Raw genomic sequence first — 23,068 nt, 5'->3', positions numbered from 1 at the left:
CCTTTATGCGAGGCCGAGGCCGCCGACGATTATGTCGATGATCTTGATGCCGATGAACGGCGCCACCAGCCCGCCAAGGCCGTAGATCGCGAGATTGCGCGCCAGCAGCGGGCCGGCGCCCATGGGCCGGTACGTCACGCCTTTCAGCGCCAGCGGCACAAGCAGTGGGATGATGAGCGCGTTGAAGATGATAGCGGACAGGATCGCGCTTTGCGGCGTGGATAGCCCCATGACGTTGAGAATGCCAAGGCCCGGATAGAGCGCGACGAACATCGCCGGGATGATCGCGAAATATTTGGCGACGTCATTGGCGACGGAGAAGGTGGTGAGCGCCCCGCGCGTCATCAGCATCTGCTTGCCCAGACCCACCACCTCGATCAGCTTGGTCGGATCGCTGTCCAGGTCCACCATATTGCCCGCCTCGCGCGCGGCCTGCGTGCCGGTGTTCATCGCAACGCCGACATCGGCCTGCGCCAGCGCGGGCGCGTCGTTGGTGCCGTCGCCGCACATCGCCACCAGCTTGCCCCCTTGCTGCTCCCTGCGGATAAGGTCCAGCTTGTCCTCTGGCGTCGCCTGCGCGAGGAAGTCGTCCACGCCCGCCTCGGCCGCGATGGCGGCGGCGGTCAGCGGATTGTCGCCCGTGATCATAACGGTGCGGATGCCCATGCGGCGAAGCTCCGCGAACCGCTCCCGGATGCCCGCCTTGACGATGTCCTTGAGCGCGATGGCGCCCAGCAGCCGACCGTCCTGCGCGACCGCCAGCGGGGTCATGCCCGCCCGGGCGATCTCGTCGGTGATGCGCCGCAGTTCGGTCGCTGCGGCGGTCTCGTCCAGACCGGGATTGGCCTTCAGGATCGAGTCCACCGCTCCTTTCTGGATCAACGTTCCGCCCACCCTGACGCCGGAGATGCGTGTCTGGGCGGTGAAGGAGATAACCTCCGCGTCCTCGGGCAGGGACGCTGTCCCGACGCCGAATTTCTCGCGCGCCAGTACCACGATGGAGCGACCCTCCGGCGTTTCGTCGGCCAGGCTGGCGAGCAGGGCGGCTTCAGCCAGCTGGCCCGGCTGGGCGCCGTCCACCGTCCGGAATTCGGACGCCTGCCGGTCGCCGATGGTGATCGTCCCGGTCTTGTCGAGCAGCAGCACGTCGATGTCCCCAGCGGCCTCCACCGCCCGGCCCGACTTGGCCAGCACATTGAAGCGCACCAGCCTGTCCATGCCCGCAATACCGATGGCCGACAGCAGGGCAGCGATGGTGGTGGGAATGAGCGTGATGAGCAGCGCCGCGAGAATGGCCACGGGGATCGCCCCGCCGGCATAGCTGGCAAAGCCCGGAACAGTGCCGACCGCGATCAGGAATATGATGGTAAGGCCGACAAGCAGGATGGTGAGCGCGATCTCGTTCGGCGTCTTCTGCCGCTCTGCGCCCTCGACCAGGGCGATCATCCGGTCGAGAAAGCCCTGGCCCGGATCGACGGTCACCCTGACCCTGATCTCGTCGGAAATGACGCGGGTGCCCGCCGTCACGGCCGAGCGATCGCCGCCCGCCTCGCGGATCACTGGCGCGGATTCCCCCGTTATCGCGGATTCGTTGACGGAAGCGACGCCCTCGACCACTTCACCATCTGCGGGGATCAGGTCTCCGGTGGTGACCAGCACGATGTCGCCTGCGCGCAACTGGCTGGCGGGGATCTCCTCGACCCGTCCGTTCTTCTCGCGGCGGGCGACCAGCTCCGCCTTGGTGGCGCGGAGAGACGCGGCCTGCGCCTTGCCGCGCCCTTCGGCCACCGCTTCGGCAAAGGTGCCGAACAACACCGTCAGCCACAGCCATATGACCAGTTGAAGCTTGAAACCGACCCCCAGCGTATCGGTGCCGATGACGAGCAGGATGGTCAGCAGCAAAGCGACGCTCGCCGTCACGAACATCACCGGGTTGCGGATCAATTGCCTGGGATGAAGCTTGAAAAAGGCGTCGCGGATCGCAGGTGCGATCAACTCGGCCGTGAACAGGGATTTGCTGGTTGCGCGAGCCATTGGGCGCCCCCCTTTTAGAAAAGTTGCCCGCGGATCATGGCGAGATGATCGGCGATGGGACCAAGCGCGAGGCTCGGCAGGAAAGTGAGACCGCCAACGATCAGGATGATCCCGACGAGCAGCCCGACCCAAAGGCCGCCGGTCGTGGGGAAAGACCCGGCGCTTTCGGGCGTATGCCTCTTCGCGGCGAGGCTGCCCGCGATCGCTAGCATCGGCACGATGACGAAGAAGCGTCCCAGCCACATCGCCACGCCCAGCAGCGCGTTGTAAAAGGGCGTGCTCGCCGTCAGCCCGGCAAAGGCGGACCCGTTATTGCCGGTGGCCGAAGTATAGGCGTAGAGGATTTCGCTAAATCCGTGCGGTCCCTTGTTGAGCGGCCCGGCCAGCCCGGCAGGCAATATCGCGCTGACCGCCGTCAGGCCGAGGATGCAGAGCGGCAGGATGGCGATGGCGAGCACCGCCAGCTTCACCTCCCGCGCTTCGATCTTCTTGCCGACATATTCCGGTGTCCTGCCGACCATCAGCCCCGCGACGAACACGGCAAGGATGGCGAACAGCAGGAACCCGTAAATGCCCGCGCCGACGCCGCCGATGACGACTTCCCCCAACTGTATGTTGAACAAGGGGATCATGCCGCCCAGCGCGGTGAAACTGTCATGCATGGCGTTGACCGCGCCGCAACTCGCCGCCGTAGTGACGACCGAGAAAAGGGCGGAGGCGGCGATGCCGAACCGGACTTCCTTGCCCTCCATATTGCCACCGGCAACACCAAGATGGTGAAGAACGGGATTGCCCGCCGCCTCCTGCCAGTAAGTGACGGCCACGCCCAGGAGGAACAAAAACGTCATGGCCGACAATATCGCCCAGCCCTGCCGGGTGTTGCCCACGGCCTTGCCGAAGCACCAGGTCAGGCCGAAGCCGATCACGAATATGGACAGAATCTGGATCAGGTTGGTGAGCGCGGTCGGATTTTCGAACGGGTGCGCCGAATTCGCATTGAAAAAGCCGCCGCCATTCGTGCCCAGCATCTTGATCGCTTCCTGGGAGGCAACCGGGCCAAGCGCGATAACCTGCTTCGCGCCTTCCAGCGTGGTCACATTGACCGAAGCGGCCAGGGTTTGCGGCACGCCCGAAGCGATCAAGTAGACGCCGTAAACCAGGCTGATCGGCAGCAGCAGGTAGAGGGTGACACGGGTCACGTCCGCCCAGAAATTGCCGATGCTCGCTGCCTCGCGCCGTGCGAACCCGCGGAAGAAGGCGAAGGCAAGCGCGATGCCGGTCGCCGCCGACAGGAAATTGTGCAGCGTCAGCCCCAGCATCTGGGAGAGGTTGGACATGGCCGCCTCGCCCGCATACCATTGCCAATTGGTGTTGGTAGTAAAGCTGATCGCGGTATTGAACGCGCCATCGGCGCCTATCCCTGCGTAGCCAAGGCCGTTGAGTGGCAGCACCCCCTGCAACCGCAACACGGCATAGGTGAAGATCAATCCCGCGAAGTTGAACAGCAGCATATGCGCCGCATAACGGCGCCAGCTCTGCTCTTCGTCGGGATTGATGCCGGACAGCTTGTAGAAGCCCGCTTCGATCGGCCCGAGCACGGCATGAAGCGGCGTCCGGCGTCCTTCATAAAGGGCGAACAGCCAGACGCCCATCGGCTTGGTCAGCGCCAGCAAGATGCCCACGAAGGCGAATATCAGGATCCAGCCCTGGATAGTCATGGTCCGGGCTCCTCGTCAGAAGCGTTCGGGGCGAATGAGCACCGCCACCAGATACAGAAGAAGGCCGATCGCCGTGATCGCCGCGAGAGTGAGGTCAAGCGTCATCCCCGCCCCCCTCACGCCTGATCGCACAGGCGGACATAAGCCAGCGTTGCCGCCAGCAGCCCGGCCAGTGCGCCAATCCAGAGCAGGTCCTGCATCATCACGCTCCTTCCCCCGGCGCTGGCGCGGCCGAACGGCGGGGCAGGCACTCAAATGCTGCGGTTCTGGTCATGTCCGATCTTCCCCAAATACACGCCACCCGGCTGCGGCGATTCGTGAGGGGTTGCAGATATGACCGGTCGCCATTTCTTATCGAGATCGAGAAGCGGCGATCTTCATAGTATTTGCATAGGGTAGCGTCCTGTTCTCACAGGGACGGGAGGCGCTTACCGGGCCAAGCAAGCGATCAGCGCAGGTCCCGGGGCGGCGTTCTTCGCCAGTCAAAACCTTGCACTTGGAGAAAACCCCGCCGGGCGGGAAGGCATAAGGCTGAATACCGAAGGGAGCGCCTCGCGGAGGAATCTGCGGCTGGCTTCTTTCACATCCGGCGCACGGATATCCTTGACAGCAATCCCGGGACATCGAACCCCGAGTATTACCGCGAAATACGCTGCTAAAATCTTCGAAAATCTGGAGCGGGCGAAGGGATTCGAACCCTCGACCCCAACCTTGGCAAGGTTGTGCTCTACCCCTGAGCTACGCCCGCTCTGGCGGCCGGAGGAAGTCCCTCTCGGCGGGTGAGGCGGGCAACTAGCAGCGGTTGGGGAGGTCGGCAAGGGAGAATTTGGCCCCGGCCCAAATTTATCCCGATGGCGGACTTTTGGGCGGGGGCAGAAGGACTGCGCTTGGCTGCGGAAGGTGCGCGCCCTATCTGGGCGACGCCGCATCTTTTCTGACCGTGGCGGATCATCCGTGAATATGCTTCGTATTGGCTACGGCAGGAGGAAGGACGATATGGCGCCAGATGATCTGACTCGTCGTGCCGTGTTGCAAGGCGGGGGCGCGATGGCGGTTCCGGCCGTGGCGGACGCGACAACCGGGACCAAACAAGTGCCTGAATCCAGTGAGGGAAGACACATGACTACCGTGGAGCTGACCGTGAACGGCCGTCAGGTGCATCTGCAACTCGATCCGCGCACGACATTGCTGGACGCATTGCGTGAGCATCTGCACCTCACCGGGACCAAGAAGGGCTGCGACCATGGGCAATGTGGCGCCTGCACGGTGATTGTCGAAGGGCAGCGGATCAATAGCTGCCTGACGCTGGCCGTCATGCATGAAGGCGAAACCGTCACGACGATCGAGGGCCTCGGCACGCCGGAAAAGCTCCATCCGATGCAGCGGGCCTTCATCACGCATGACGGATATCAATGCGGTTACTGCACGCCCGGACAAATCTGTTCCGCTGTTGCCGTGCTGGGCGAGATCAAGGCGGGTATTCCCAGCCACGTGACCGATGATCTGGAGCAGGTGGTTCCGTCGGACGCGGAATTGCGCGAGCGGATGAGCGGCAATATCTGCCGCTGCGCCGCCTATCCCAACATCATTGCTGCCATTCGTGACGTCACCGGGGAGGAAAAGGCATGAGGCCATTCACCTACAGCCGAGCCGCCAGCGTCGAAGATGCCGTGAAAGCCGCTGCGGATACGAAGGGCGCGCGCTTCATTGCGGGAGGCACCAATTTGCTGGACCTCATGAAGCTGCAGATCGAAACGCCCTCGCATCTGATCGACGTCAATCATCTCGGCCTCGATCGGATCGAGCGGACGGCTGAAGGCGGCTTGCGGATCGGGGCGATGGTCCGCAACACGGTACTTGCGGCGGACAAAATGGTGCGGCGCGACTATGCAGTGCTCAGCCGTGCGCTGCTTGCGGGCGCATCGGGCCAATTGCGCAACAAGGCAACGACTGCCGGAAACCTGCTCCAGCGCACCCGCTGCCCCTATTTTTACGACATACGCATGCCCTGCAACAAAAGAAAACCCGGCAGCGGGTGCGGCGCGTTGAAGGGGATCAGCCGCAGTCTGGCGATCATCGGCACCAGCGACGCCTGCATCGCGCAGCATCCTTCCGACATGGCCGTGGCGATGCGCGTGCTGGATGCGACGGTGGATACGGTGGCCCCGGACGGGACGCGCCGTTCCATTCCCATAGCGGATTTTCACCTGCTACCGGGGGATACGCCGCATGTCGAACATGCGCTGCAACCAGGCGAACTTATAACGTCCGTAACCCTGCCCCGGCCGATTGGCGGCACCCATGTCTATCGCAAGGTGCGGGATCGCCATTCCTACGCCTTTGCCCTTGTTTCCGTGGCGGCAGTGTTCGACGAGGATGGCGGCGCCCGCTTCGCCTTTGGCGGCATCGCGCCCAAGCCATGGCGCGTCCCGGCCGCGGATGCGGCGGCCAAGGCTGGTCCGGCTGCGGTTGCTGAAGCCGCGTTGGCAGGCGCACGGCCCACCGATCAGAACGCGTTCAAGCAGCAACTGACCGCCAGGACGCTGGCATCCCTCTTCCGCCAGAAGGAGGCGCGGCCATGAAGTTCGACAAGCCCGCCACGACAAGCCCCATCGATCGCGGCCGTGTAGTTGGGGTTGCGCATGATCGCATCGACGGACCGGCAAAGGTCACCGGCACCGCGCCCTACGCCTATGAACGGCATGATGCCGCGCCCCATGCCGCCTATGGCTGGATTGTCGGATCGGCAATCGCAAAGGGCAAGATCGACGCCATGGACCTGCGCGCCGCTCAAGCGGCACCCGGCGTTCTGGCTATCGTCACGCATCAAAATGCCGGGCCACTCGCGAAGGGCGGGAGGAACACCGCCCATCTGCTGGGCGGACCCCTGATCGAACATTATGATCAGGCGGTGGCGTTGATCGTCGCCGATACGTTCGAAAATGCCCGCGACGCCGCCCGGCTATTGCGCATCGACTACAGCCCGGAAAAGGGGCGTTACGATCTCGCAGTCGAACGTCAAAATACCATCGTACCGGAAGAGGGGTTCGGCGGCCCGGCCGATACGCGCGCGGGGGATTTCGACGCGGGTTTCGCCAGCGCGGCGGTAAAGATCGACCAGAGCTACACGACGCCCGACCAAAGCCATGCAATGATGGAACCGCATGCGACCACGGCGGCATGGAATGGCGATCAGCTGACCTTGTGGACATCCAACCAAATGGTCGCCTGGACCGTCGAGGACATGGCTGCCACGCTGAAGATCCCGAAGGAAAAGGTCCGGGTCGTCTCCCCCTATATCGGCGGTGGCTTTGGCGCCAAGCTGTTCCTGCGCGCCGACGCACTGCTGGCGGCTATGGGCGCACGGATGGTGGGTCGGCCGGTCAAGGTGGCCCTCGCCCGGTCGCAGGTGCCCAACAACACCACCCACCGCGCCGCGACCATTCAGCGCATTCGCATCGGCGCGGGCAAGAATGGCGTCATCGACGCGATCGCCCATGAAGTCTGGTCCGGCGATTTGCCGGGCGGTGGTCCGGAGGTCGCGGCGCAACAGACGCGGCTGCTTTATCGCGGTGCCAATCGGCTGACCGCGCACCGGCTGGCGGTACTGGACCTGCCCGAAGCCAATGCGATGCGCGCTCCGGGCGAAGCCGTGGGCTTGCTGGCGCTGGAAGTCGCCATGGATGAACTGGCCGAAGCCTGCGACATCGACCCGGTCGAGCTGCGCATCCGCAACGATGTGCAATATGATCCGGAAGCAGGACCGCAGCGCCCCTTTTCCAGCCGCAAGTTCATCGAATGCCTGCGTCAGGGCGCGGAACGCTTCGGATGGGAAAAGCGTCATCCGCAGCCCGGCCAGGTTCGGGACGGCCGCTGGCTGATCGGCATGGGCGTGGCCGCCGCTTTCCGCAACAATCTCGTCGCGCCCTCCGGCGCACGGGTCGGCGTGGACCGGCGCGGCCATGTCATTGTGGAAACCGACATGACGGACATCGGCACCGGCAGCTACACCATCCTCGCGCAGACGGCGGCGGAAATGCTCGGCGTGCCGATCGAGGCGGTCACGGTGCGCCTGGGCGATAGTCGCTTCCCCATATCGGCCGGATCGGGTGGCCAGTTCGGCGCGAACAGCGCAACCGCAGGACTTTATGCCGCCTGCATCGCCTTGCGGACAAAGCTCGCCGCCAAGGCTGGCTTCCCGGCGGACGACGTCATTTTCGAAGACGGGCTGGTGCGATTTGGCAATCAGTCGCAGCCCATCGGCAGTCTCGCGGAAGAGGGCGGCCTGTGGGCGGAGGATCGGATCACCTTCGGCAAATTGACCAAAGACTATGCGCAGGCGACCTTCGGAGCGCATTTCTGCGAAGTCGGGGTAGACATCGACACGGCCGAAGTACGGGTCAGGCGAATGGGCGGGGCGTTCGCGGCGGGCCGCATCCTCAATCCAAAATCGGCCCGCAGCCAGGTCATCGGCGCCATGACGATGGGTGTTGGCGCGGCATTGATGGAGGAGCTGCATGTCGACACGCGCTTTGGGTTCTTCGTCAATCATGACATGGCCGAATATGTGGTCCCCGTGCATGCCGATATTCCCGAGCAGGATGTGCTTTTCCTTGATGAACTGGACGACAAATCCTCTCCGATGAAGGCCAAGGGCGTGGGCGAACTCGGCATCTGCGGTGCTGGCGCAGCGGTTGCCAATGCCATCTATAACGCCACGGGAATCCGCCTGCGCGACTATCCGCTCACCATCGACAAGCTGCTGGCCGAGCGGGAAGGGTCGGCGCTGGCCTGACGCCGCACGCCGGGCGGCGTCGTTGTCAGGGGCAGGGCGCACCGCTATCAGCGGCGCCATGAAAGCCGCGCCCCTTTGCCTATTGCCTGCCTTGCTGTCCTCTGCCGCGCTCGCCCAACCTGCGGCATCTGACAATGCGCAGGCACGCATCGTCATCACGGGAGCGGGCTTGCCCCTGCCGCCCGGCACGCCTGCCTATGGGTCGGTGGAGATCGAACGGCAACGCCTGCTAAACAGTGCGTCCGGCAGGATCGAAAGCATCCTGACCGATGTAGCCGGGTTCCAGCAGTTTCGCCGATCCGACAGCCGGTCGGCAAATCCTTCGGCCCAGGGGGCGAGCTTGCGCGCCTTGGGCGGTAACGCGTCCAGCCGCACGCTGGTGCTGCTGGACGGCGTGCCGATGGCCGACCCGTTTTTCGGCTACATCCCTTTCAGCGCGCTGGTGCCGGATCGGCTTTCCGGCGCACGGGTGACGCGTGGGGGCGGTGTCGGCGCTTTCGGATCGAGCGCGGTCGCAGGGACCATCGAACTGGCAAGCGCCACACGCGAACAATTGCCCATGCTGACCGCCAGCGCCCTTTACGGCAGCCGCGATGCAACCGAACTGTCGGCCAGCCTCACGCCTGATCTTGGCGGCGGCTTCGTCTCCCTCTCCGGCCGTTGGGACAGAGGAGATGGCTTCCAAACCACGCCATCGGACCAGCGCGTGTCAGCGACGGTCCCTGCCGCCTATGACAGTTGGTCGGCCAATCTGCGCGCCGTGGTTCCGGTTTCCGCCAGCCAGGAACTGCAATTCCGCACGATATTGTTCCACGACGATCGGACGCTTCGCTTTCGTGGCGCGGACAGTGTGAGCGAAGGACAGGATGCAAGCATCCGTTACGTGTCGCGGGGCCGGTGGCAGGTCGACGCCCTTGCCTATGTTCAGGCGCGCAACTTTGCAAACATCGTGATTTCCTCCAATCCGCCTTTCCGCAAGACGCTGGATCAGCGGAACACGCCTTCCACTGGTCTTGGTGGCAAAGTCGAACTGCGTCCGCCGGTTGGTTCGGATCATCTGCTGCGCATCGGCGTGGACAGCCGCTTTGCCAGTGGCGACATGTTCGAGGATGCCTACAGCGCCACCACCGGGTTGGTCACCGCGCGCCGCCATGCGGGGGGGCAGCAACTCACCACGGGCATGTTCGCCGAAGATGACTGGACGCTGGGTCGCCTTGTCCTGACGGGAGGGGTCCGAGCCGACCGTTGGACGATATCCGACGGCTTCTTCCGCGCGGCGGGTGCTGGCGCGACAGACCGGGATTTTAAGAATCGCTCCGACTGGCAGATGTCGGGCCGGGCTGGGGTACTATGGCATGCCGGGGAGGGGATTGCCGTGCGAGGCGCGGCGTATACCGGCTTCCGCTTGCCGACGCTGAATGAGCTTTACCGGCCTTTCGTCGTCTTTCCGGTCACGACGCAGGCCAACGACGCTCTGGTGCCCGAGAAGCTGAAGGGGATCGAGGCCGGGATCGATGTCAGCCCCGTCAAAGGCATGACCTTGTCGGCAACCGCCTTCTATAACCGGCTGGACGATGCCATCGCCAACCTCACGATCGACACCAATCTGCGCCGAAGGGAAAATGTCGATGCCATCGTGGCCAAGGGGGTCGAACTGACCGCTGTCGGCCAGATAGGCCCGATCTTCCTGTCCGCCTCCTATGCCTACAGCTACAGCGTCGTTCATGCGCCGGGCAGCCTGTTCGACGGCCTTTCCCCTGCCCAGACGCCCCGCCACGCCGCCAGCACGACATTGGCCTGGCAGCCCCGGCGCGGATCTAGCCTGTCGGCCACCCTGCGTTATGTCTCCGCCCAGTATGAAGACGATCTTCATGCCGATCGCCTGGCGGGCGCGGTGACGGCCGACGCCGTCGCTCGCTTGCCGATCGGTCACGGCGTCCAACTGATCCTGCGCGGCGAAAATCTGTTCGATGAAGATGTCGTCACCCGCCGCGTCACCACCGGCACGGGGGTGTCGGAGGACCTCGGCGCGCCACGTACATTGTGGGTCGGACTGACCCTCAACCGCTGAATCTTACGCTTCTTGCTCCACTTTAAAGAGGGCAGACGCGCGCTTTGCTAGAGCGGCCGGAACGATCCGATCCGAGGTTCCGTGCGCGCAATTTTCGATGACTCTTCCCCGCCAGCTTTTTCGACGGCCCGATTGGCTGAATTTCGGTCGCCAAGCCCGGCGGAACTCGAAATTTTCTCCAGCCTCGCAGGCCCGGTTCAGCAGATCGCGCGCAACCGGACGATACGGCGGGAAGGGGATACCCCCCAGTCAATCTATATGCTGCTGGAAGGCTGGGCGATCAGCAGCATGACGCTGGCCGATGGCGGGCGGCAGATATTGAAGGTGCATTTGCCCGGCGACATTCTGGGCACGCCCAGCATGGCGCTCGACCGGGCGGCGGAGACTTTGACGGCGCTCACGCCCGTCAAGCTGCGCACGATCAGCCTGTCGGCCTTTGGCGGCCTTTTCACCCGCGCGCCGCACATGGCGGCCCTCATGTTCCTCAGCGTGCAGCAGGAACGCGTCATGCTGATGGACCGGCTATGCTCGATCGGCCGCACTTCGGCCGAATCCCGCCTCGCCGACTTTCTGGTTCACCTGCATGGCCGCCTGAACGTGGTTCAGCCGGGCACCGGGCCGCGCTTCGAACATCCGCTGACGCAGGAACAGATTGGCGACGTCATCGGCCTTACCGCCGTCCATGTGAACCGCGTCTTCCGCACGCTGGAGGACAAGGGACTCATCCTGCGGGACGGCCACATGATCGAACTGCTCGACATTCCGGCCCTGCGCAAACTCAGCGGCGTACCGCCCCGTACACTCGCGCGGGATTTGAGTTGGCTGCCAAAGCCGCTGCCATGACCTGTGTCTGCCATGCTCCAGGAAAAGCCGGGAACGCGGCAGGACCGCCCGTCATCCCATCAGGATCATGTTCCGCCCCTGCGCCTTGGCCCGGTATAGCGCTGCGTCGGCATCGTTGAGCGCGCCTGCCCAATCCGCACCTTCGTTGACCAGCGCGACGCCCGCCGAAAAGGTGATGGCGCCCATCGGCTCATCGGTGTCACGCAGCCTGAAAGCCCGTTGGCCGAGGTCGCGCCGGGCCGTGTCCAGCAACTCCACGGCCTGTTCTGGCGCCAATCCCTTCATTACCACCAGAAATTCCTCGCCGCCCCAGCGGCCCACCAGTTGGCCACCACAGCTTTCGACCAGGGAAGTTGCGACCATCTTCAGCACCCGGTCGCCGACCGAGTGGCCATATTGGTCGTTGACGCGCTTGAAATGATCGACGTCGCAGATCGCGACGGCGAAGGAGCGTTTCGCGCTTTTCAGCTGGTCCATCGCCGTTTCCAGCGCCCGCCGATTAAACAGACCGGTCAACGCATCAAGGTTCGCGTCATGGCGCGCGGTGTCGAGTTCCTGCCTTAGGACCTCCACCTCCCTTGCTGCTGCGGCCAGATCCTGCTCGGCCCGCAATGAGCGTTCGATCATGTCGGAAATGACAAGGCCCACGCCAGCGACGTCCTTGTCCGCCAGCTTTTCATAACCGATGTTGAGGTCCCGGTTGAAATCTCCGGTCCGTTCCGCCGCGCTGTTGGCGACTTCGGCCAGCCGCAGGAGTTGATGCCGGGTCTGGTTTCTCAGGGCGTCGGCGTTATGGGCTGTACCTTGACCGCCAAAGCTGCCGAGACAGCGCACGAAGATGTCGTCCGCCTGCTGCTGACTCATCCTGATGCCGCCATCCGTGGCATCGTTGACGGCTTTCGACAGCGGCTCGTTCGTGCCGCTTTTCAGCACGTAGCCCATTGCATAATTTTGCGGCGTAGGCGCGAGGCTTTGACGTTGAAGAAAGGTCAAGACCTCGTGCGCAACGGCTTGTTGCTCGCGCACCTAAAATTCCCCCCGGATTTCCCGATTCCCCGCAGGCGAAATAATATGGATTAAATTACGTAACAATAATCAAAAATAGGAAAATAGGCGAGCATGACTGCTCCAGCCTGTCGGGAAATGGTGCTGCCGGCGAGGATTGAACTCGCGACCTCAGCCTTACCAAGGATGCGCTCTACCACTGAGCTACGGCAGCACTTTCACCATCCCGCAGAGCCTTTCGGGCTGCGGAGCCGGGCCTATGGCCGCGCGCGTCCTGCTTGTCAAGGCGGGTTGCGGCCGATGCCCCAATTTGCTTATGGCGCGGCGATGACCAGTGGACAGGACGATCGCAAGGCACGGCTGGCGCAGGCGCTGCGCGACAATTTACGCCGCCGCAAGGCGCAGGCGCGGGAGGAGGCAGGTCGCGCCACGCCGTCACCAGCCAACCAGAAAGATCAGCCCGACGAATAAGGGCGCGGCGCCGTCACAAGGGTGCGCAGGCCTGCTTCAACCATTCCAGCGCGTCACCTTCCAGCTGCGGCCCGACAATCTCGACAACCTTGGCATGATAGGCATCGACCCACGCCCGTTCGTCCGCCGTCAATAATTCCACCGCGATGGCATTGCGATCGATCGGCGCGAAGGTCAGCGTTTCAAAGCCCAGCATCTCCCGCTCGGCACCGGGCACGTCACGCCGCTCGACCAGCACCAGATTTTCGATGCGGATGCCATATTCGCCCGTCTTGTAATAGCCCGGCTCGTTGGACAGGATCATGCCCGGTTGCAGCGGTTCGTCGCCACCTCCGGCTGTCGCGATGCGCTGCGGCCCCTCATGCACCGATAGAAAGCTGCCGACGCCATGTCCCGTGCCATGGGCATAATCGAGTCCTTCCGCCCAAAGAAACTGGCGCGCCAGAACATCCAGCTGGCTACCGCGTGTTCCTGCTGGAAACAGCGTCCGGCCAAGCGCGATATGGCCCTTCAGCACCAGCGTGAAGCGTCGTTTCATCTCTTCCGTTGGCGTGCCGATCGCGATCGTCCGCGTCACATCGGTCGTGCCGTCGCGATACTGGCCGCCCGAATCGACCAGATAGAAAGATCCCGGCTCGATCGACCGATTGGTCTTTTCCTCGACCCGGTAATGCACCACCGCGCCATTGGGACCGGCGCCGCTGATCGTGTCGAAGGACAGGTCCTCCAACAGCCCGGTCTCCTTGCGGAGAGCCTCCAGCCGGGCGGCGGCCGTCAACTCGTCTACGCCACCCTTGGGCGTTTCGACCGCAATCCAGTGCAGGAAACGTGACAGGGCAGCACCGTCGCGTGCCTGCGCCGCCTTATGCCCGGCGATCTCCACCGGGTTCTTGATCGCCTTGGGCAGCACGGCCGGATCGCGGAGCGACAATATCGTTGCCCCGCCCGCGTCCAGCGCTTCGAATATCGCCGCGACCGCCCGCTCGGGGTCCGCTGCCACCGTCTTGCCTGCAAACCCTCCCAGCGCCCCGGCAAAGTCAGCGTGCGGATGCACTCGCACTGCGTTGCCCAGATGCTGCACGACCGCCTCGTCACTCTTCTCGGGCGCGACATAGAGGTCCGCCGTCGCATCGGCATGCACGATGGCATAGGCCAGCGCGACAGGTGTGCGGGACACATCCTTGCCCCGGATGTTGAAGGTCCAGGCGATGGAATCCAGCGCCGACAGCACCACCGCGTCCGCCTTCTTCGACGTCAGCCAGTCGGCCGTTGCCTGCCGCTTTGCCGCCGCGCTCTGCCCGGCATAGCGATCTTCATGGATCACCAGCCGCGCATCGCTAGGGGCAGGGCGGTCGGGCCAGACCGCGTCCACCGGGTTGCTATCCACCGCCACCAGCTCCGCCCCGCGTTCCGCCAGCACTTCGCTCGCCGCCTTCACCCATGCGCGAGTGTGCAGCCATGGATCATAGCCGATCCGCCCGCTCTCAGGGGCATGGGCGCCAAGCCAGGCCGCGACCGACGTCTGCGGCACGCTTTCAAACTGCCAATGCGCGGCATCGACTTGCTCGCGCACTTGCAGCGTGTAGCGCCCATCGACAAAGATCGCGGCTTCTTCCGGCAGCACCACGGCACTACCGGCCGACCCTTGAAAGCCGGTTAGCCAGGCGAGGCGCTGCGCATATTCGCCGACATATTCGCTCATATGCTCATCGGTCAGCGGCACGACAAAACCGTCCAGCCGCTCGCGCATCAGCTGTTCGCGCAGGGCTTTCAGACGGTCTTCATGGGTCGACATCGCATTTCCTTGATCGAGAACCCTTGCGCAGGGCAGGCTGCCGCCAACATAAGCAGGCCCAGCCGCTTATGCCAGCGCGCCTCCTATACGAGAATCAGGATACTGAATGACCGCCGACAGCACGCCTCCTTCCGCCGCCCGCCGCCCGCACAGCTTCGCCCGCCACGGCATCACGGTTGAAGATCCCTGGGCATGGTTGCGCGATCCGGGTTATCCCGACGTGAAGGACAAGGATGTCCTGTCCTATCTTGAGGCGGAAAACGCCTTTTTCGAAAGCGCCATGCAGCCGCACAAGCGGCTGACCGACGCGCTCTTTGCGGAGATGAAGGGCCGCATCAAGGAAGATGACAGCTCCGTTCCGCAAAAGGACGGCGACTATGTCTATTGGCGCGCGTTCGAAACCGGCGCGCAATATCGCAAATGGTATCGCCGCCCGGTGGCTGGCGGCGAGGACCAACTGATCGTGGATGAGCCTGCGCTGGCGGAAGGACATGAATATTTCCGCCTCGGCGCGCTGTCGGTCAGCCCGGATGGCCGCTACCTCGCCTATGCTATCGACAATAATGGTTCGGAACGGTTCGAGGCGCGGATCAAGGACCTGTTCACCGGAGAAATCCTGCCCGAAGTCATTCCCGACACGCTGTCCTCGCTCGTCTGGACCAGCGACAGCAAGGGCCTGCTCTACGGCATCGCCAACGATCAGTGGCGCACCGACAATACGCGCCTCCATTGGCTGGGCCAGCCGGTGGAAAGCGATGTCGAGCTTTTCCATGAGGATGATGAGGGCTTCCGCGTGTCGGTCGGCCTGACCTCATCGGAAAAATGGATCGTCATCGCCACAGGCGACCATGTCACCACCGAAAGCTGGCTGCTCCCCGCCGACAATCCCCTGGCCGAGCCGCTGCTGGTGTCCGCGCGCAAGCCGGGGCGCGAATATGATGTCGATGAGCATGAAGACACGCTCTACATCCGCACCAACGATATCCATCCCAATTTCCGCTTGGCAAAGGCGTCGCTTGAGGCTCCGGGCGAATGGTCGGAGGTCATCCCGGCCGATCCACATTTCTACCTGACCGATTTCACCCTATTCAAAAACTTCTACGTCACGGAAGGGCGGCAGGACGGGCTCGACCAGATCGAACTGCGCGATTACGCGACCCATTCGGCCAAGCGACTTTCCTTCCCGGAGGCGAGCTATTCCGCCTCGCTCGACGACAATCCCGAATATGACGTGACGAAGCTGCGCATCGGCTATGAATCCATGGTCACGCCGGACACCATCTACGACTATCACCTCGCCACCGGCGAGATGGAGGTCCTGAAGGTCCAGGAAATCCCCTCGGGCTATGACGCGACCCGCTACGCAACCGAACGGCTGACCATCCCCGCGCGTGACGGCACGCCGATCCCGGTCTCCATCGTCTATCCCAAGGACCACCCCCGCGACGGCAGCGCGCCGCTCCACCTCTATGGCTACGGCGCGTATGGCATCGCGATGGAACCGGGTTTTTCAACCAGCCGCCTGTCGCTGCTCGACCGGGGCTTTGTGTTCGCTCTCGCCCATATCCGGGGCGGCGATGACCTTGGCCAGCAATGGTATCTGGACGGAAAGCTCGACAAGCGCACCAACACCTTCAATGACTTCGTCGATGTGGCGAAGGGACTGATCGAGCACGGCTACACGTCAAAGGGCCGGATCAGCATTTCCGGCGGCTCGGCGGGCGGCGAGTTGATGGGGGCGGTGATCAATTCCGATCCCGACCTCTGGGGCGCCGTCGTCGCACATGTCCCCTTCGTCGATGTCCTCAACACCATGCTCGATGAAAGCCTGCCGCTGACGCCCGGCGAATGGCCCGAATGGGGCAACCCTATCGAGGACAAGGCGGCGTTCGAGACGATCCTGTCCTACGACCCCTACAATAATGTGAGGGCGCAATCCTATCCGCCGCTGATGGTTACAGCCGGTCTCAACGACCCCCGCGTCACCTATTGGGAACCGGCCAAGTGGGTGGCGAAGCTGCGCGCGACCAAAACCGACCAGAATGTTCTGCTGCTCAAAACCAACATGGGCGCGGGCCATGGCGGTAAATCCGGCCGCTTCGAAAGCCTTCAGGAAACCGCCGAGGAATTTGCCTTCATCCTCTGGCAGCTTGGCGTATCTCAATAGCCAATAATCTCTCCCCTCCCTTTTAAGGGAGGGGTCGGGGGAGGGTGCGAGCGCAGCGAGCCAGCAACGGAGCATCAATATAATGTCCTCCACCTACACCGCCCAGATCACCGCAGGCCCGGAGCATATCGACATGCTCGGCCATGTGAACAACGCGGTCTGGGTGCAGTGGATGGAACAGGTCGCGACCGAACATTGGACGCGCGATGCCGCGCCGGAACATCTCGACGCCTATCTCTGGGTCGTGACGCGGCACGAGATCGACTATCGCGGCAATGTATCGGAGGGGGAGACGGTCACCGCCCGCACCTGGATAGCGGAAGCGCCGCGTGGCGCGCGCTTCGACCGGCACATGGAGTTCATCGGCCCGGACGGCAAGGTCAAGGTCAGCGCCACATCCACCTGGGCGATCATCGACAAGGACAGCGGCCGCATCCTGCGCGTGCCGGCCGAAGTCGCCGCCCCTTTTCTGCCAGACTGACGGCAGCCCGTCTCTCTCCAGCAACCGCGCATCCGGAACCCGGTTCATTCCGGCACGTTACCCGGCTCTCAACAGTCTCAGGAGAGAATATGCGTAAATCCGGCTACTCCCTACGCGCTCTTGCCGCCGCTTCGGCGCTTTTCCTCGCGAGCGGTCCCGCGCTCGCAGGCGACGAAGAACAGGCGCTCACGGCCATCGCGCAGGCGCAGGGCAAGATCGACGCCGCCGCCAAGCTGCAGGCAGGCCAGTTCGTTCCGGCCGTTCTCGCCAAAGCTCAGACCTCGCTTCGCCTCGCTCAGGAACGGCTGAAGAGCGGCAAGGAACAGGACGCCATCAAGGCCGCCGTCGAGGCGCAGGGCTTTGCCGACACCGCCATCGGCCAGAGCCAGGTGAGCGTCAAGACCGATGCAGAGGTTCAGGCCTCCACCGCCGCCGCCGCGCAGCAGGACGCTGCCGCCGCCAATGCGCGCGCCGAGGCCGCAGAACGGGCGGCTGCTTCCGCTGCTGCTGACGCAAGGGCCGCGCGCGCCGCCGCTGCGACCGCCCCGGCCGCCACCACCGTTACTACCGAAACCGTGAAAAGCGCGCCTGTGACAACCGTCCGCAAGGCCGCGCCGGTCAAGCGCAAGATCGTCCGCAAGACGACTTCCGCGCCCGCGCGTGCCACGGTTGTCGAAAAGACGACAACGACCGTCACCAACCGTTGATAGCTGGAAGGCAAGCGGCCTCGCGTTCCGAACCGGGGCCGCTTGCCTAGCCTTAGGAAAAGATGCCCACGGCACCTTCCGCCCATAGCAACATGGCCAGGATGAAGATGGCACCGGCCCACAACAACCGTCGCCCGCGCCCAGTAATTAGCCGCGCACCGAGCTGATAGATCAGCACAGCGCTGGCGAGCAGCACGCCCGCCGCAAGAAAGTCATGGCCGGTCCAGCGCACCTCATCGGTAAATTGCATTGCGACCAGCGGCACCATTAAGATGATCGCGATCGCCGCCCATGGCGCCAGTCGCCAGCCGCGACCGCCGTCCGTTATCTGCCGCATTCTCAACCCGTCCTCATCGAGGCTTCCCTGACAGCGATGCCGTCATCGATCACCGGATCTGAGGGCATCTCCTCTCGCTCTGTCGCCTGGCGCGTCCACATCGCAGCATAGAGCCCATCGGCCCGCACCAGATCAGCATGGCGTCCGCGTTCCACGATCCGCCCCTGATCCAGCACGATGATCTCATCCGCGTCCACCACCGTCGACAGGCGATGCGCCACTACCAGTGTCGTTCGCTTGCGGGAAATATTGCGCAACACGTCCTGAATTTCCGTCTCCGTCCGGCTGTCGAGCGCGCTTGTCGCCTCGTCCAGCACCAGAACGGGCGGGTCCTTCAGCAGCGTGCGGGCAATCGCCACGCGCTGCTTCTCGCCACCGGACAGCTTCAGCCCGCGCTCGCCCACCCGCGTGTCATAGCCCTGCGGCAGCCGCATGATGAAATCATGGATCGAGGCCGCCTTGGCCGCTGCCTCGATTTCCGCCTGCGTCGCGCCTGCCCGGCCATAGCCGATATTATAGCCGACCGTGTCGTTGAACAGCACCATGTCCTGCGGCACGATGCCGATCGCCGCGCGCAGGGATGCCTGCGTAACCTGCGCAATGTCCTGTCCGTCGATCAGGATGCGGCCACCCTGAATGTCGTAGAAACGGAACAGCGTACGCGCGATGGTGGACTTGCCCGCACCCGAAGGCCCGACGATCGCCAATGTCCGTCCGGCTGGCACGGCAAAGCTCACATCATGCAATATCTCGCGATCGGGATCATAGCCGAAGCGCACATGATCGAAGCGTACTTCCCCCGCGTGGACGTGCAGCGCCGGGGCGTTCGGCGCATCGGCGATCTCCGCCTCCGTATCGATCAGCTTGTACATCGCCTCCATGTCGATCACGCCCTGCCGGATCGTCCGGTAAACCATGCCCAGCAGATCGAGCGGCCTGAATAGTTGGCTAAGTAATGTGTTAACCAGCACCACGTCGCCGGTGGTGAAGCTGCCCTTGCTCCATCCCCACACTGTATAACCCATCGCGCCCGCCATCATCAGGTTGGTGATCAGCGATTGGCCGATATTCAGCCAGGCAAGGCTGTTTTCCGATTTGACGGCGGCATCGGCGTAACGCCGCATCGCCCTGGAATAGCGCGCCGCCTCACGACTTTCCGCGCCGAAATATTTGACCGTCTCGAAATTAAGCAGGCTGTCCACCGCATGGGCGACCGCGTTGGTATCCATGTCCACCATGTCGCGGCGCAACTGATTGCGCCATTCGGTGATGGTGCGGGTAAACCAGATGTAGAGGCCGACCATCGCCAATGTCGCGACGACAAGGCCCGGCCCGAACTTGACGAAGAAGATGACGCAGACCGCTGCCAGTTCCAGCACCGTCGGCGCAATGTTGAACAGCAGGAAATACAGCATCGTGTCGATGCTCTTGGTCCCGCGCTCCACGATCTTGGTGACCGCGCCCGTGCGCCGATCGAGGTGAAAGCGCAGCGACAGCCGGTGCAGATGCTTGAAGACGTCATCGGACAGCCGCCGCCCCGCCTCCTGCCCAACGCGTTCGAACACGGCGTTGCGCAGATTGTCGAACAGCACGCTCCCAAACCGCGCGCCCGCATAGGCGACGACCAGGGCTACGGCGAGCGCCACGCCCGATTCCAAACCCGGCGCCATCCGGTCGACCGCGGCCTTATAGGCGAAGGGCATCGCCAGGCTGATGACCTTGGCGAATATCACCAGCAGCATGGCAATGGACACGCGCCGCCGCAGCGCCGGGGCGTCGGAAGGCCACAAATAAGGAAGAAACCGCCGCAGCGTCGCCCAGACAGGCGGCAGGGGGGTGTTGTCAGGTGTGGATGGCGGCATCGGGGGAATGTAGGCGACCGGCGCCCATCTTATAAGCCCCTCCCTTCAGGGAGGGGGAAGGGGTGGGTGTGAGCGCAGCGAGCCGACGCCCTATCCCAGAGGGCGGCACGATTGCTGGCGCAATCGCGGCCCACCCCCAGCCCCTCCCGCCTGCGGGAGGGGAGTAGTGTCGCTTAATCCCGCAACAACTCGTTGATCCCGGTCTTCGACCGCGTTTGCGCATCCACGCGCTTCACGATCACCGCGCAATAGAGGCTCGGCCCTGGCGTGCCGTCAGGCAGCGGCTTACCCGGCAAAGACCCCGGCACGACCACCGAATAGGGCGGCACTTCACCGATGAACACTTCGCCGGTCGAGCGGTCCACGATCTTGGTCGACATGCCGATGAACACGCCCATCGACAGCACCGAACCCTTGCCGATGCGCACGCCTTCCACGACTTCCGACCGCGCGCCGATGAAGCAGTCATCCTCGATGATCACCGGATCGGCCTGCAACGGCTCCAGCACGCCGCCAATGCCAACGCCGCCCGACAGGTGGACGTTTTTGCCGATCTGCGCGCAGCTGCCCACCGTCACCCAGGTGTCGACCATCGTGCCTTCATCGACAAATGCGCCGATATTGACGAAGCTCGGCATCAGGATGACATTCTTCGCGATATGCGAACCCGCACGGGCGAAACTGCCCGGCACCGCACGGAAACCGGCGGTGCGAAACGCCCCTTCGTCCCAGCCGGCGAACTTGCTCGGCACCTTGTCCCACCAATGGCCAGCGCCCGGACCATTGTCGATCATGACATTGTCGTTGAGGCGGAAGGACAACAGCACCGCCTTTTTCGCCCACTGATTGACCTGCCAGCCCTCCGCGGTGGATTCAGCAACGCGCAGTTCGCCCTTGTCCAGCAGCGCCAGCGCCTTGTCGACCGCCTGGCGGACTTCGCCCTGCGTCGTCAGGCTGACATTGGCCCGGTCCTCCCAGGCGGCGTCGATGGTGGCGATCAGATCTTGGCTCATGGTCTTGTCCCCAGAATGTCGGCCAAAAATGGCGTCAGATGGTCGGTTTCGAAATCGATAAAATCCGGATGATGCTCGTGATTGCCTGCTTCAGAGCCATTATTCACCCAGATGGTGGACATGCCGATCGCCTTGGCGGGCCGCAGGTTGCGCGCCATATCCTCGAAGAAAGCGGCGCGGGTAGGATCGACGCCATGGACACGGCACAGCTCGGCATAGCCCGACGGATCGGGCTTCGGAATATATTGGCAGGCATGGATGTCGTGGATCAGCTCGAATGTCTGCCCAAGACCCAGCTTATCCAGAACCCGCTGCGCATAATCCGCGTCGCCATTGGTGAAGATCAGACGGCGGCCGGGCAGGGCAGCGATATGCGCATTCAGCGCCTCATCCACCTCCAGCCGATCCATGGAAATATCATGCACATAGTCCAGGAAAGCGCGCGGCTCGATGCCATGATGATGCATCAGCCCCGATAGCGTCGTGCCATGCTCGATGAAGTAGCGCTTCTGCGTGGCCTTCGCGACGTCCGGGTCACAGCCCAGCAGCCCCTGGATGAACTCGCCCATCTTCACGTCGATGAGCGCGAACAGGTCCGCCTTCGCCGGGTACAGCGTATTGTCCAGATCGAAGATCCAGCAATCGACATGATCAAGCTCGGCACGCATGGCCGCGCCCTAGTCTTCACAACCCCAAGAGGCAACATCTAACCCTTCTCCCCCACGGGGAGAAGGATACGAAGCCTTGGCCCAAAAGGGCCTAGGCGAAGTTGGATGAGGGGGAGGGGGCTAGGCGCCATCTCTCGCCCCCTCTCCAGCTCCGACTAGGCGCTTCGCACCAAGTCTCCACATCCTCTCCCCTAAAGGAGAGAGGACAAGCATCAGCACCCCGGCCCTTCACTATCCTGATAAAAAGTCTGCACAGCCTCCCACGCATCCTCGGCCGTCTCGACCCAGGTCAGCAAATTCAGGTCCGAAGGCGAAATCACCCCCTCATCCGCCAGCGCTTCGAAATCCACGACCCGTGTCCAAAACTCCCGCCCGAACAGCAATATCGGGATGGGCTTCATCTTCCCCGTCTGGATCAGCGTCAGCAGTTCGAACATCTCGTCAAACGTGCCGAACCCGCCCGGAAACACAGCCAAAGCCCGCGCCCGCAGCAGGAAATGCATCTTCCTGAGCGCAAAATAGTGGAACTGGAAGCTCAGCTCCGGCGTGACGAAGCGGTTGGGGGCCTGCTCATGCGGCAGCACGATGTTCATCCCGATCGTCTGCGCGCCCACATCCGCCGCGCCGCGATTGGCCGCCTCCATGATGGAAGGGCCGCCGCCCGAACACACCACGAAGTGGCGGCATCCCGCCTCATTCACCGGATATTGCGCCGCCATCCCCGCTAGCTTGCGCGCTTCTTCATAATAGCGCGCCTTCTTCCCCAGATTCTCCGCGATCCGCCGCTGGTCCGGTGTCGTAGCGGCGTCTATCCGCGCCTGTACCTGCTCAGGCTCGGGGATGCGGGCCGATCCATAAAAGACGAAAGTGGATTCGATCCTCGCTTCGTCCATCAGCAGTTGCGGCTTCAACAGTTCCAGCTGAAACCGCACCGGCCGCAAATCCTCGCGCAGCAGGAACTCGGTATCCTGAAAAGCCAGGCGGTAGGCGGCGCTGGTGGTTTGCGGGGTGTCCACGCCTTTCTGGGCATCGGCGGCTTCCTGCCGGGCGGGACGGAATTTGCGTTCTTCGATTTCTTTTCTTGTCATTCAACCCAACTTA

At 63.4% G+C, this 23,068-nt stretch carries 19 protein-coding genes and 2 tRNA genes; 9 read left to right on the top strand and 12 right to left on the bottom strand.

Features of this window, described 5'->3' with window-relative positions:
* Positions 1-3: 3 nt before the first annotated feature.
* The 4 genes from kdpB to ACZ5ZH_RS10195 all read right to left on the bottom strand — a co-directional run bounded on the left by kdpB (position 4) and on the right by ACZ5ZH_RS10195 (position 4,500).
* Positions 4-2,034, bottom strand: a complete 2,031-nt coding sequence (gene kdpB, locus ACZ5ZH_RS10210; RefSeq protein ID WP_464771432.1) for a potassium-transporting ATPase subunit KdpB — start codon at positions 2,032-2,034, stop codon at positions 4-6.
* A 14-nt stretch (positions 2,035-2,048) separates the two neighbouring features.
* Entirely contained in the window at positions 2,049-3,752 is a 1,704-nt protein-coding gene (gene kdpA / locus ACZ5ZH_RS10205; RefSeq protein WP_464771431.1) for a potassium-transporting ATPase subunit KdpA, read from the bottom strand.
* A gap of 15 nt (positions 3,753-3,767) precedes the next feature.
* Complete coding sequence (gene kdpF / locus ACZ5ZH_RS10200; protein ID WP_449474375.1) at positions 3,768-3,857, bottom strand: K(+)-transporting ATPase subunit F; 90 nt, start codon at positions 3,855-3,857, stop codon at positions 3,768-3,770.
* 568 nt (positions 3,858-4,425) lie between these two features.
* Positions 4,426-4,500, bottom strand: a tRNA-Gly gene (locus ACZ5ZH_RS10195).
* A 248-nt stretch (positions 4,501-4,748) separates the two neighbouring features.
* Between ACZ5ZH_RS10195 and paoA the strand changes: the two genes are divergently transcribed.
* The 5 genes from paoA to ACZ5ZH_RS10170 all read left to right on the top strand — a co-directional run bounded on the left by paoA (position 4,749) and on the right by ACZ5ZH_RS10170 (position 11,461).
* Positions 4,749-5,381, top strand: a complete 633-nt coding sequence (gene paoA, locus ACZ5ZH_RS10190) for an aldehyde dehydrogenase iron-sulfur subunit PaoA (RefSeq protein WP_464771430.1) — start codon at positions 4,749-4,751, stop codon at positions 5,379-5,381.
* Positions 5,378-6,334 carry an FAD binding domain-containing protein gene (locus ACZ5ZH_RS10185; RefSeq protein WP_464771429.1) on the top strand — a complete coding sequence of 319 codons (957 nt, stop codon included), beginning with the start codon at positions 5,378-5,380 and terminating at the stop codon, positions 6,332-6,334. Before paoA ends, ACZ5ZH_RS10185 begins: the two co-directional genes overlap by 4 nt.
* The gene (gene paoC / locus ACZ5ZH_RS10180) at positions 6,331-8,547 is read left to right on the top strand and encodes an aldehyde oxidoreductase molybdenum-binding subunit PaoC (RefSeq protein WP_464771428.1); all 2,217 of its coding nucleotides are present in this window, start codon (positions 6,331-6,333) and stop codon (positions 8,545-8,547) included. The genes ACZ5ZH_RS10185 and paoC overlap by 4 nt, the downstream gene beginning before the upstream one ends.
* 58 nt (positions 8,548-8,605) lie before the next feature.
* On the top strand, positions 8,606-10,618 hold the full coding sequence (locus ACZ5ZH_RS10175) for a TonB-dependent receptor plug domain-containing protein (RefSeq protein WP_464771427.1): 2,013 nt from the start codon (positions 8,606-8,608) through the stop codon (positions 10,616-10,618).
* A 132-nt stretch (positions 10,619-10,750) separates the two neighbouring features.
* On the top strand, positions 10,751-11,461 hold the full coding sequence (locus ACZ5ZH_RS10170; RefSeq protein ID WP_464771426.1) for a Crp/Fnr family transcriptional regulator: 711 nt from the start codon (positions 10,751-10,753) through the stop codon (positions 11,459-11,461).
* Between the two features lie 51 nt (positions 11,462-11,512).
* Here the strand turns inward: ACZ5ZH_RS10170 and ACZ5ZH_RS10165 are convergent, their stop codons facing one another.
* Entirely contained in the window at positions 11,513-12,454 is a 942-nt protein-coding gene (locus tag ACZ5ZH_RS10165) for a GGDEF domain-containing protein (protein ID WP_460986920.1), read from the bottom strand.
* A gap of 151 nt (positions 12,455-12,605) precedes the next feature.
* Positions 12,606-12,680: transfer RNA gene (locus ACZ5ZH_RS10160), tRNA-Thr, on the bottom strand.
* Between the two features lie 86 nt (positions 12,681-12,766).
* Between ACZ5ZH_RS10160 and ACZ5ZH_RS10155 the strand changes: the two genes are divergently transcribed.
* Positions 12,767-12,937 carry a hypothetical protein gene (locus ACZ5ZH_RS10155; RefSeq protein ID WP_464771425.1) on the top strand — a complete coding sequence of 57 codons (171 nt, stop codon included), beginning with the start codon at positions 12,767-12,769 and terminating at the stop codon, positions 12,935-12,937.
* Between the two features lie 13 nt (positions 12,938-12,950).
* On the opposite strand, the gene ACZ5ZH_RS10150 is transcribed toward ACZ5ZH_RS10155, so the two are convergent.
* The gene (locus tag ACZ5ZH_RS10150) at positions 12,951-14,732 is read right to left on the bottom strand and encodes an aminopeptidase P family protein (protein ID WP_464771424.1); all 1,782 of its coding nucleotides are present in this window, start codon (positions 14,730-14,732) and stop codon (positions 12,951-12,953) included.
* A 106-nt stretch (positions 14,733-14,838) separates the two neighbouring features.
* On the opposite strand from ACZ5ZH_RS10150, the gene ACZ5ZH_RS10145 reads away from it, so the two are divergent.
* From ACZ5ZH_RS10145 to ACZ5ZH_RS10135, 3 genes are all read left to right on the top strand, one after another.
* Positions 14,839-16,899, top strand: a complete 2,061-nt coding sequence (locus ACZ5ZH_RS10145; RefSeq protein WP_464771423.1) for a S9 family peptidase — start codon at positions 14,839-14,841, stop codon at positions 16,897-16,899.
* 82 nt (positions 16,900-16,981) lie between these two features.
* Positions 16,982-17,380, top strand: coding sequence for an acyl-CoA thioesterase (locus tag ACZ5ZH_RS10140; RefSeq protein WP_460986917.1), 399 nt, complete (start codon positions 16,982-16,984; stop codon positions 17,378-17,380).
* 89 nt (positions 17,381-17,469) lie between these two features.
* A complete protein-coding gene (locus ACZ5ZH_RS10135) occupies positions 17,470-18,087 on the top strand; it encodes a hypothetical protein (RefSeq protein WP_464771422.1) in 618 nt (205 codons plus the stop codon).
* Between the two features lie 52 nt (positions 18,088-18,139).
* On the opposite strand, the gene ACZ5ZH_RS10130 is transcribed toward ACZ5ZH_RS10135, so the two are convergent.
* The 5 genes from ACZ5ZH_RS10130 to ACZ5ZH_RS10110 form a co-directional block, all read right to left on the bottom strand.
* Positions 18,140-18,424 (bottom strand): hypothetical protein, encoded by a 285-nt coding sequence (locus ACZ5ZH_RS10130; RefSeq protein ID WP_464771421.1) that lies wholly within the window; start codon positions 18,422-18,424, stop codon positions 18,140-18,142.
* A 2-nt stretch (positions 18,425-18,426) separates the two neighbouring features.
* A complete protein-coding gene (locus ACZ5ZH_RS10125) occupies positions 18,427-20,286 on the bottom strand; it encodes an ABCB family ABC transporter ATP-binding protein/permease (protein ID WP_464771420.1) in 1,860 nt (619 codons plus the stop codon).
* Between the two features lie 173 nt (positions 20,287-20,459).
* Entirely contained in the window at positions 20,460-21,299 is an 840-nt protein-coding gene (gene dapD / locus ACZ5ZH_RS10120; RefSeq protein ID WP_464771419.1) for a 2,3,4,5-tetrahydropyridine-2,6-dicarboxylate N-succinyltransferase, read from the bottom strand.
* The gene (locus tag ACZ5ZH_RS10115) at positions 21,296-21,967 is read right to left on the bottom strand and encodes a pyrimidine 5'-nucleotidase (protein ID WP_464771418.1); all 672 of its coding nucleotides are present in this window, start codon (positions 21,965-21,967) and stop codon (positions 21,296-21,298) included. Before ACZ5ZH_RS10115 ends, dapD begins: the two co-directional genes overlap by 4 nt.
* Positions 21,968-22,179: 212 nt before the next feature.
* The gene (locus ACZ5ZH_RS10110; protein ID WP_464771417.1) at positions 22,180-23,055 is read right to left on the bottom strand and encodes an LOG family protein; all 876 of its coding nucleotides are present in this window, start codon (positions 23,053-23,055) and stop codon (positions 22,180-22,182) included.
* Positions 23,056-23,068: the final 13 nt, after the last annotated feature.

It is taken from the genome of Sphingobium sp. TomMM7A, from assembly GCF_055397305.1.
This window is presented reverse-complemented; position numbering and strand designations above follow the sequence as displayed.

Excerpts from the sequence above, each read along its gene's own strand:
- kdpA (WP_464771431.1), bottom strand. The coding sequence starts at position 3,752 with ATGACTATCCAGGGCTGGATCCTGATATTCGCCTTCGTGGGCATCTTG.
- ACZ5ZH_RS10135 (WP_464771422.1), top strand. The coding sequence starts at position 17,470 with ATGCGTAAATCCGGCTACTCCCTACGCGCTCTTGCCGCCGCTTCGGCG.
- ACZ5ZH_RS10110 (WP_464771417.1), bottom strand. The coding sequence starts at position 23,055 with ATGACAAGAAAAGAAATCGAAGAACGCAAATTCCGTCCCGCCCGGCAG.
- ACZ5ZH_RS10150 (WP_464771424.1), bottom strand. The coding sequence starts at position 14,732 with ATGTCGACCCATGAAGACCGTCTGAAAGCCCTGCGCGAACAGCTGATG.
- ACZ5ZH_RS10145 (WP_464771423.1), top strand. The coding sequence starts at position 14,839 with ATGACCGCCGACAGCACGCCTCCTTCCGCCGCCCGCCGCCCGCACAGC.
- ACZ5ZH_RS10175 (WP_464771427.1), top strand. The coding sequence starts at position 8,606 with ATGAAAGCCGCGCCCCTTTGCCTATTGCCTGCCTTGCTGTCCTCTGCC.
- ACZ5ZH_RS10125 (WP_464771420.1), bottom strand. The coding sequence starts at position 20,286 with ATGCCGCCATCCACACCTGACAACACCCCCCTGCCGCCTGTCTGGGCG.
- ACZ5ZH_RS10130 (WP_464771421.1), bottom strand. The coding sequence starts at position 18,424 with ATGCGGCAGATAACGGACGGCGGTCGCGGCTGGCGACTGGCGCCATGG.
- ACZ5ZH_RS10115 (WP_464771418.1), bottom strand. The coding sequence starts at position 21,967 with ATGCGTGCCGAGCTTGATCATGTCGATTGCTGGATCTTCGATCTGGAC.
- ACZ5ZH_RS10140 (WP_460986917.1), top strand. The coding sequence starts at position 16,982 with ATGTCCTCCACCTACACCGCCCAGATCACCGCAGGCCCGGAGCATATC.
- kdpF (WP_449474375.1), bottom strand. The coding sequence starts at position 3,857 with ATGACGCTTGACCTCACTCTCGCGGCGATCACGGCGATCGGCCTTCTT.
- paoC (WP_464771428.1), top strand. The coding sequence starts at position 6,331 with ATGAAGTTCGACAAGCCCGCCACGACAAGCCCCATCGATCGCGGCCGT.
- ACZ5ZH_RS10185 (WP_464771429.1), top strand. The coding sequence starts at position 5,378 with ATGAGGCCATTCACCTACAGCCGAGCCGCCAGCGTCGAAGATGCCGTG.
- kdpB (WP_464771432.1), bottom strand. The coding sequence starts at position 2,034 with ATGGCTCGCGCAACCAGCAAATCCCTGTTCACGGCCGAGTTGATCGCA.
- ACZ5ZH_RS10155 (WP_464771425.1), top strand. The coding sequence starts at position 12,767 with ATGCCCCAATTTGCTTATGGCGCGGCGATGACCAGTGGACAGGACGAT.
- dapD (WP_464771419.1), bottom strand. The coding sequence starts at position 21,299 with ATGAGCCAAGATCTGATCGCCACCATCGACGCCGCCTGGGAGGACCGG.
- paoA (WP_464771430.1), top strand. The coding sequence starts at position 4,749 with ATGGCGCCAGATGATCTGACTCGTCGTGCCGTGTTGCAAGGCGGGGGC.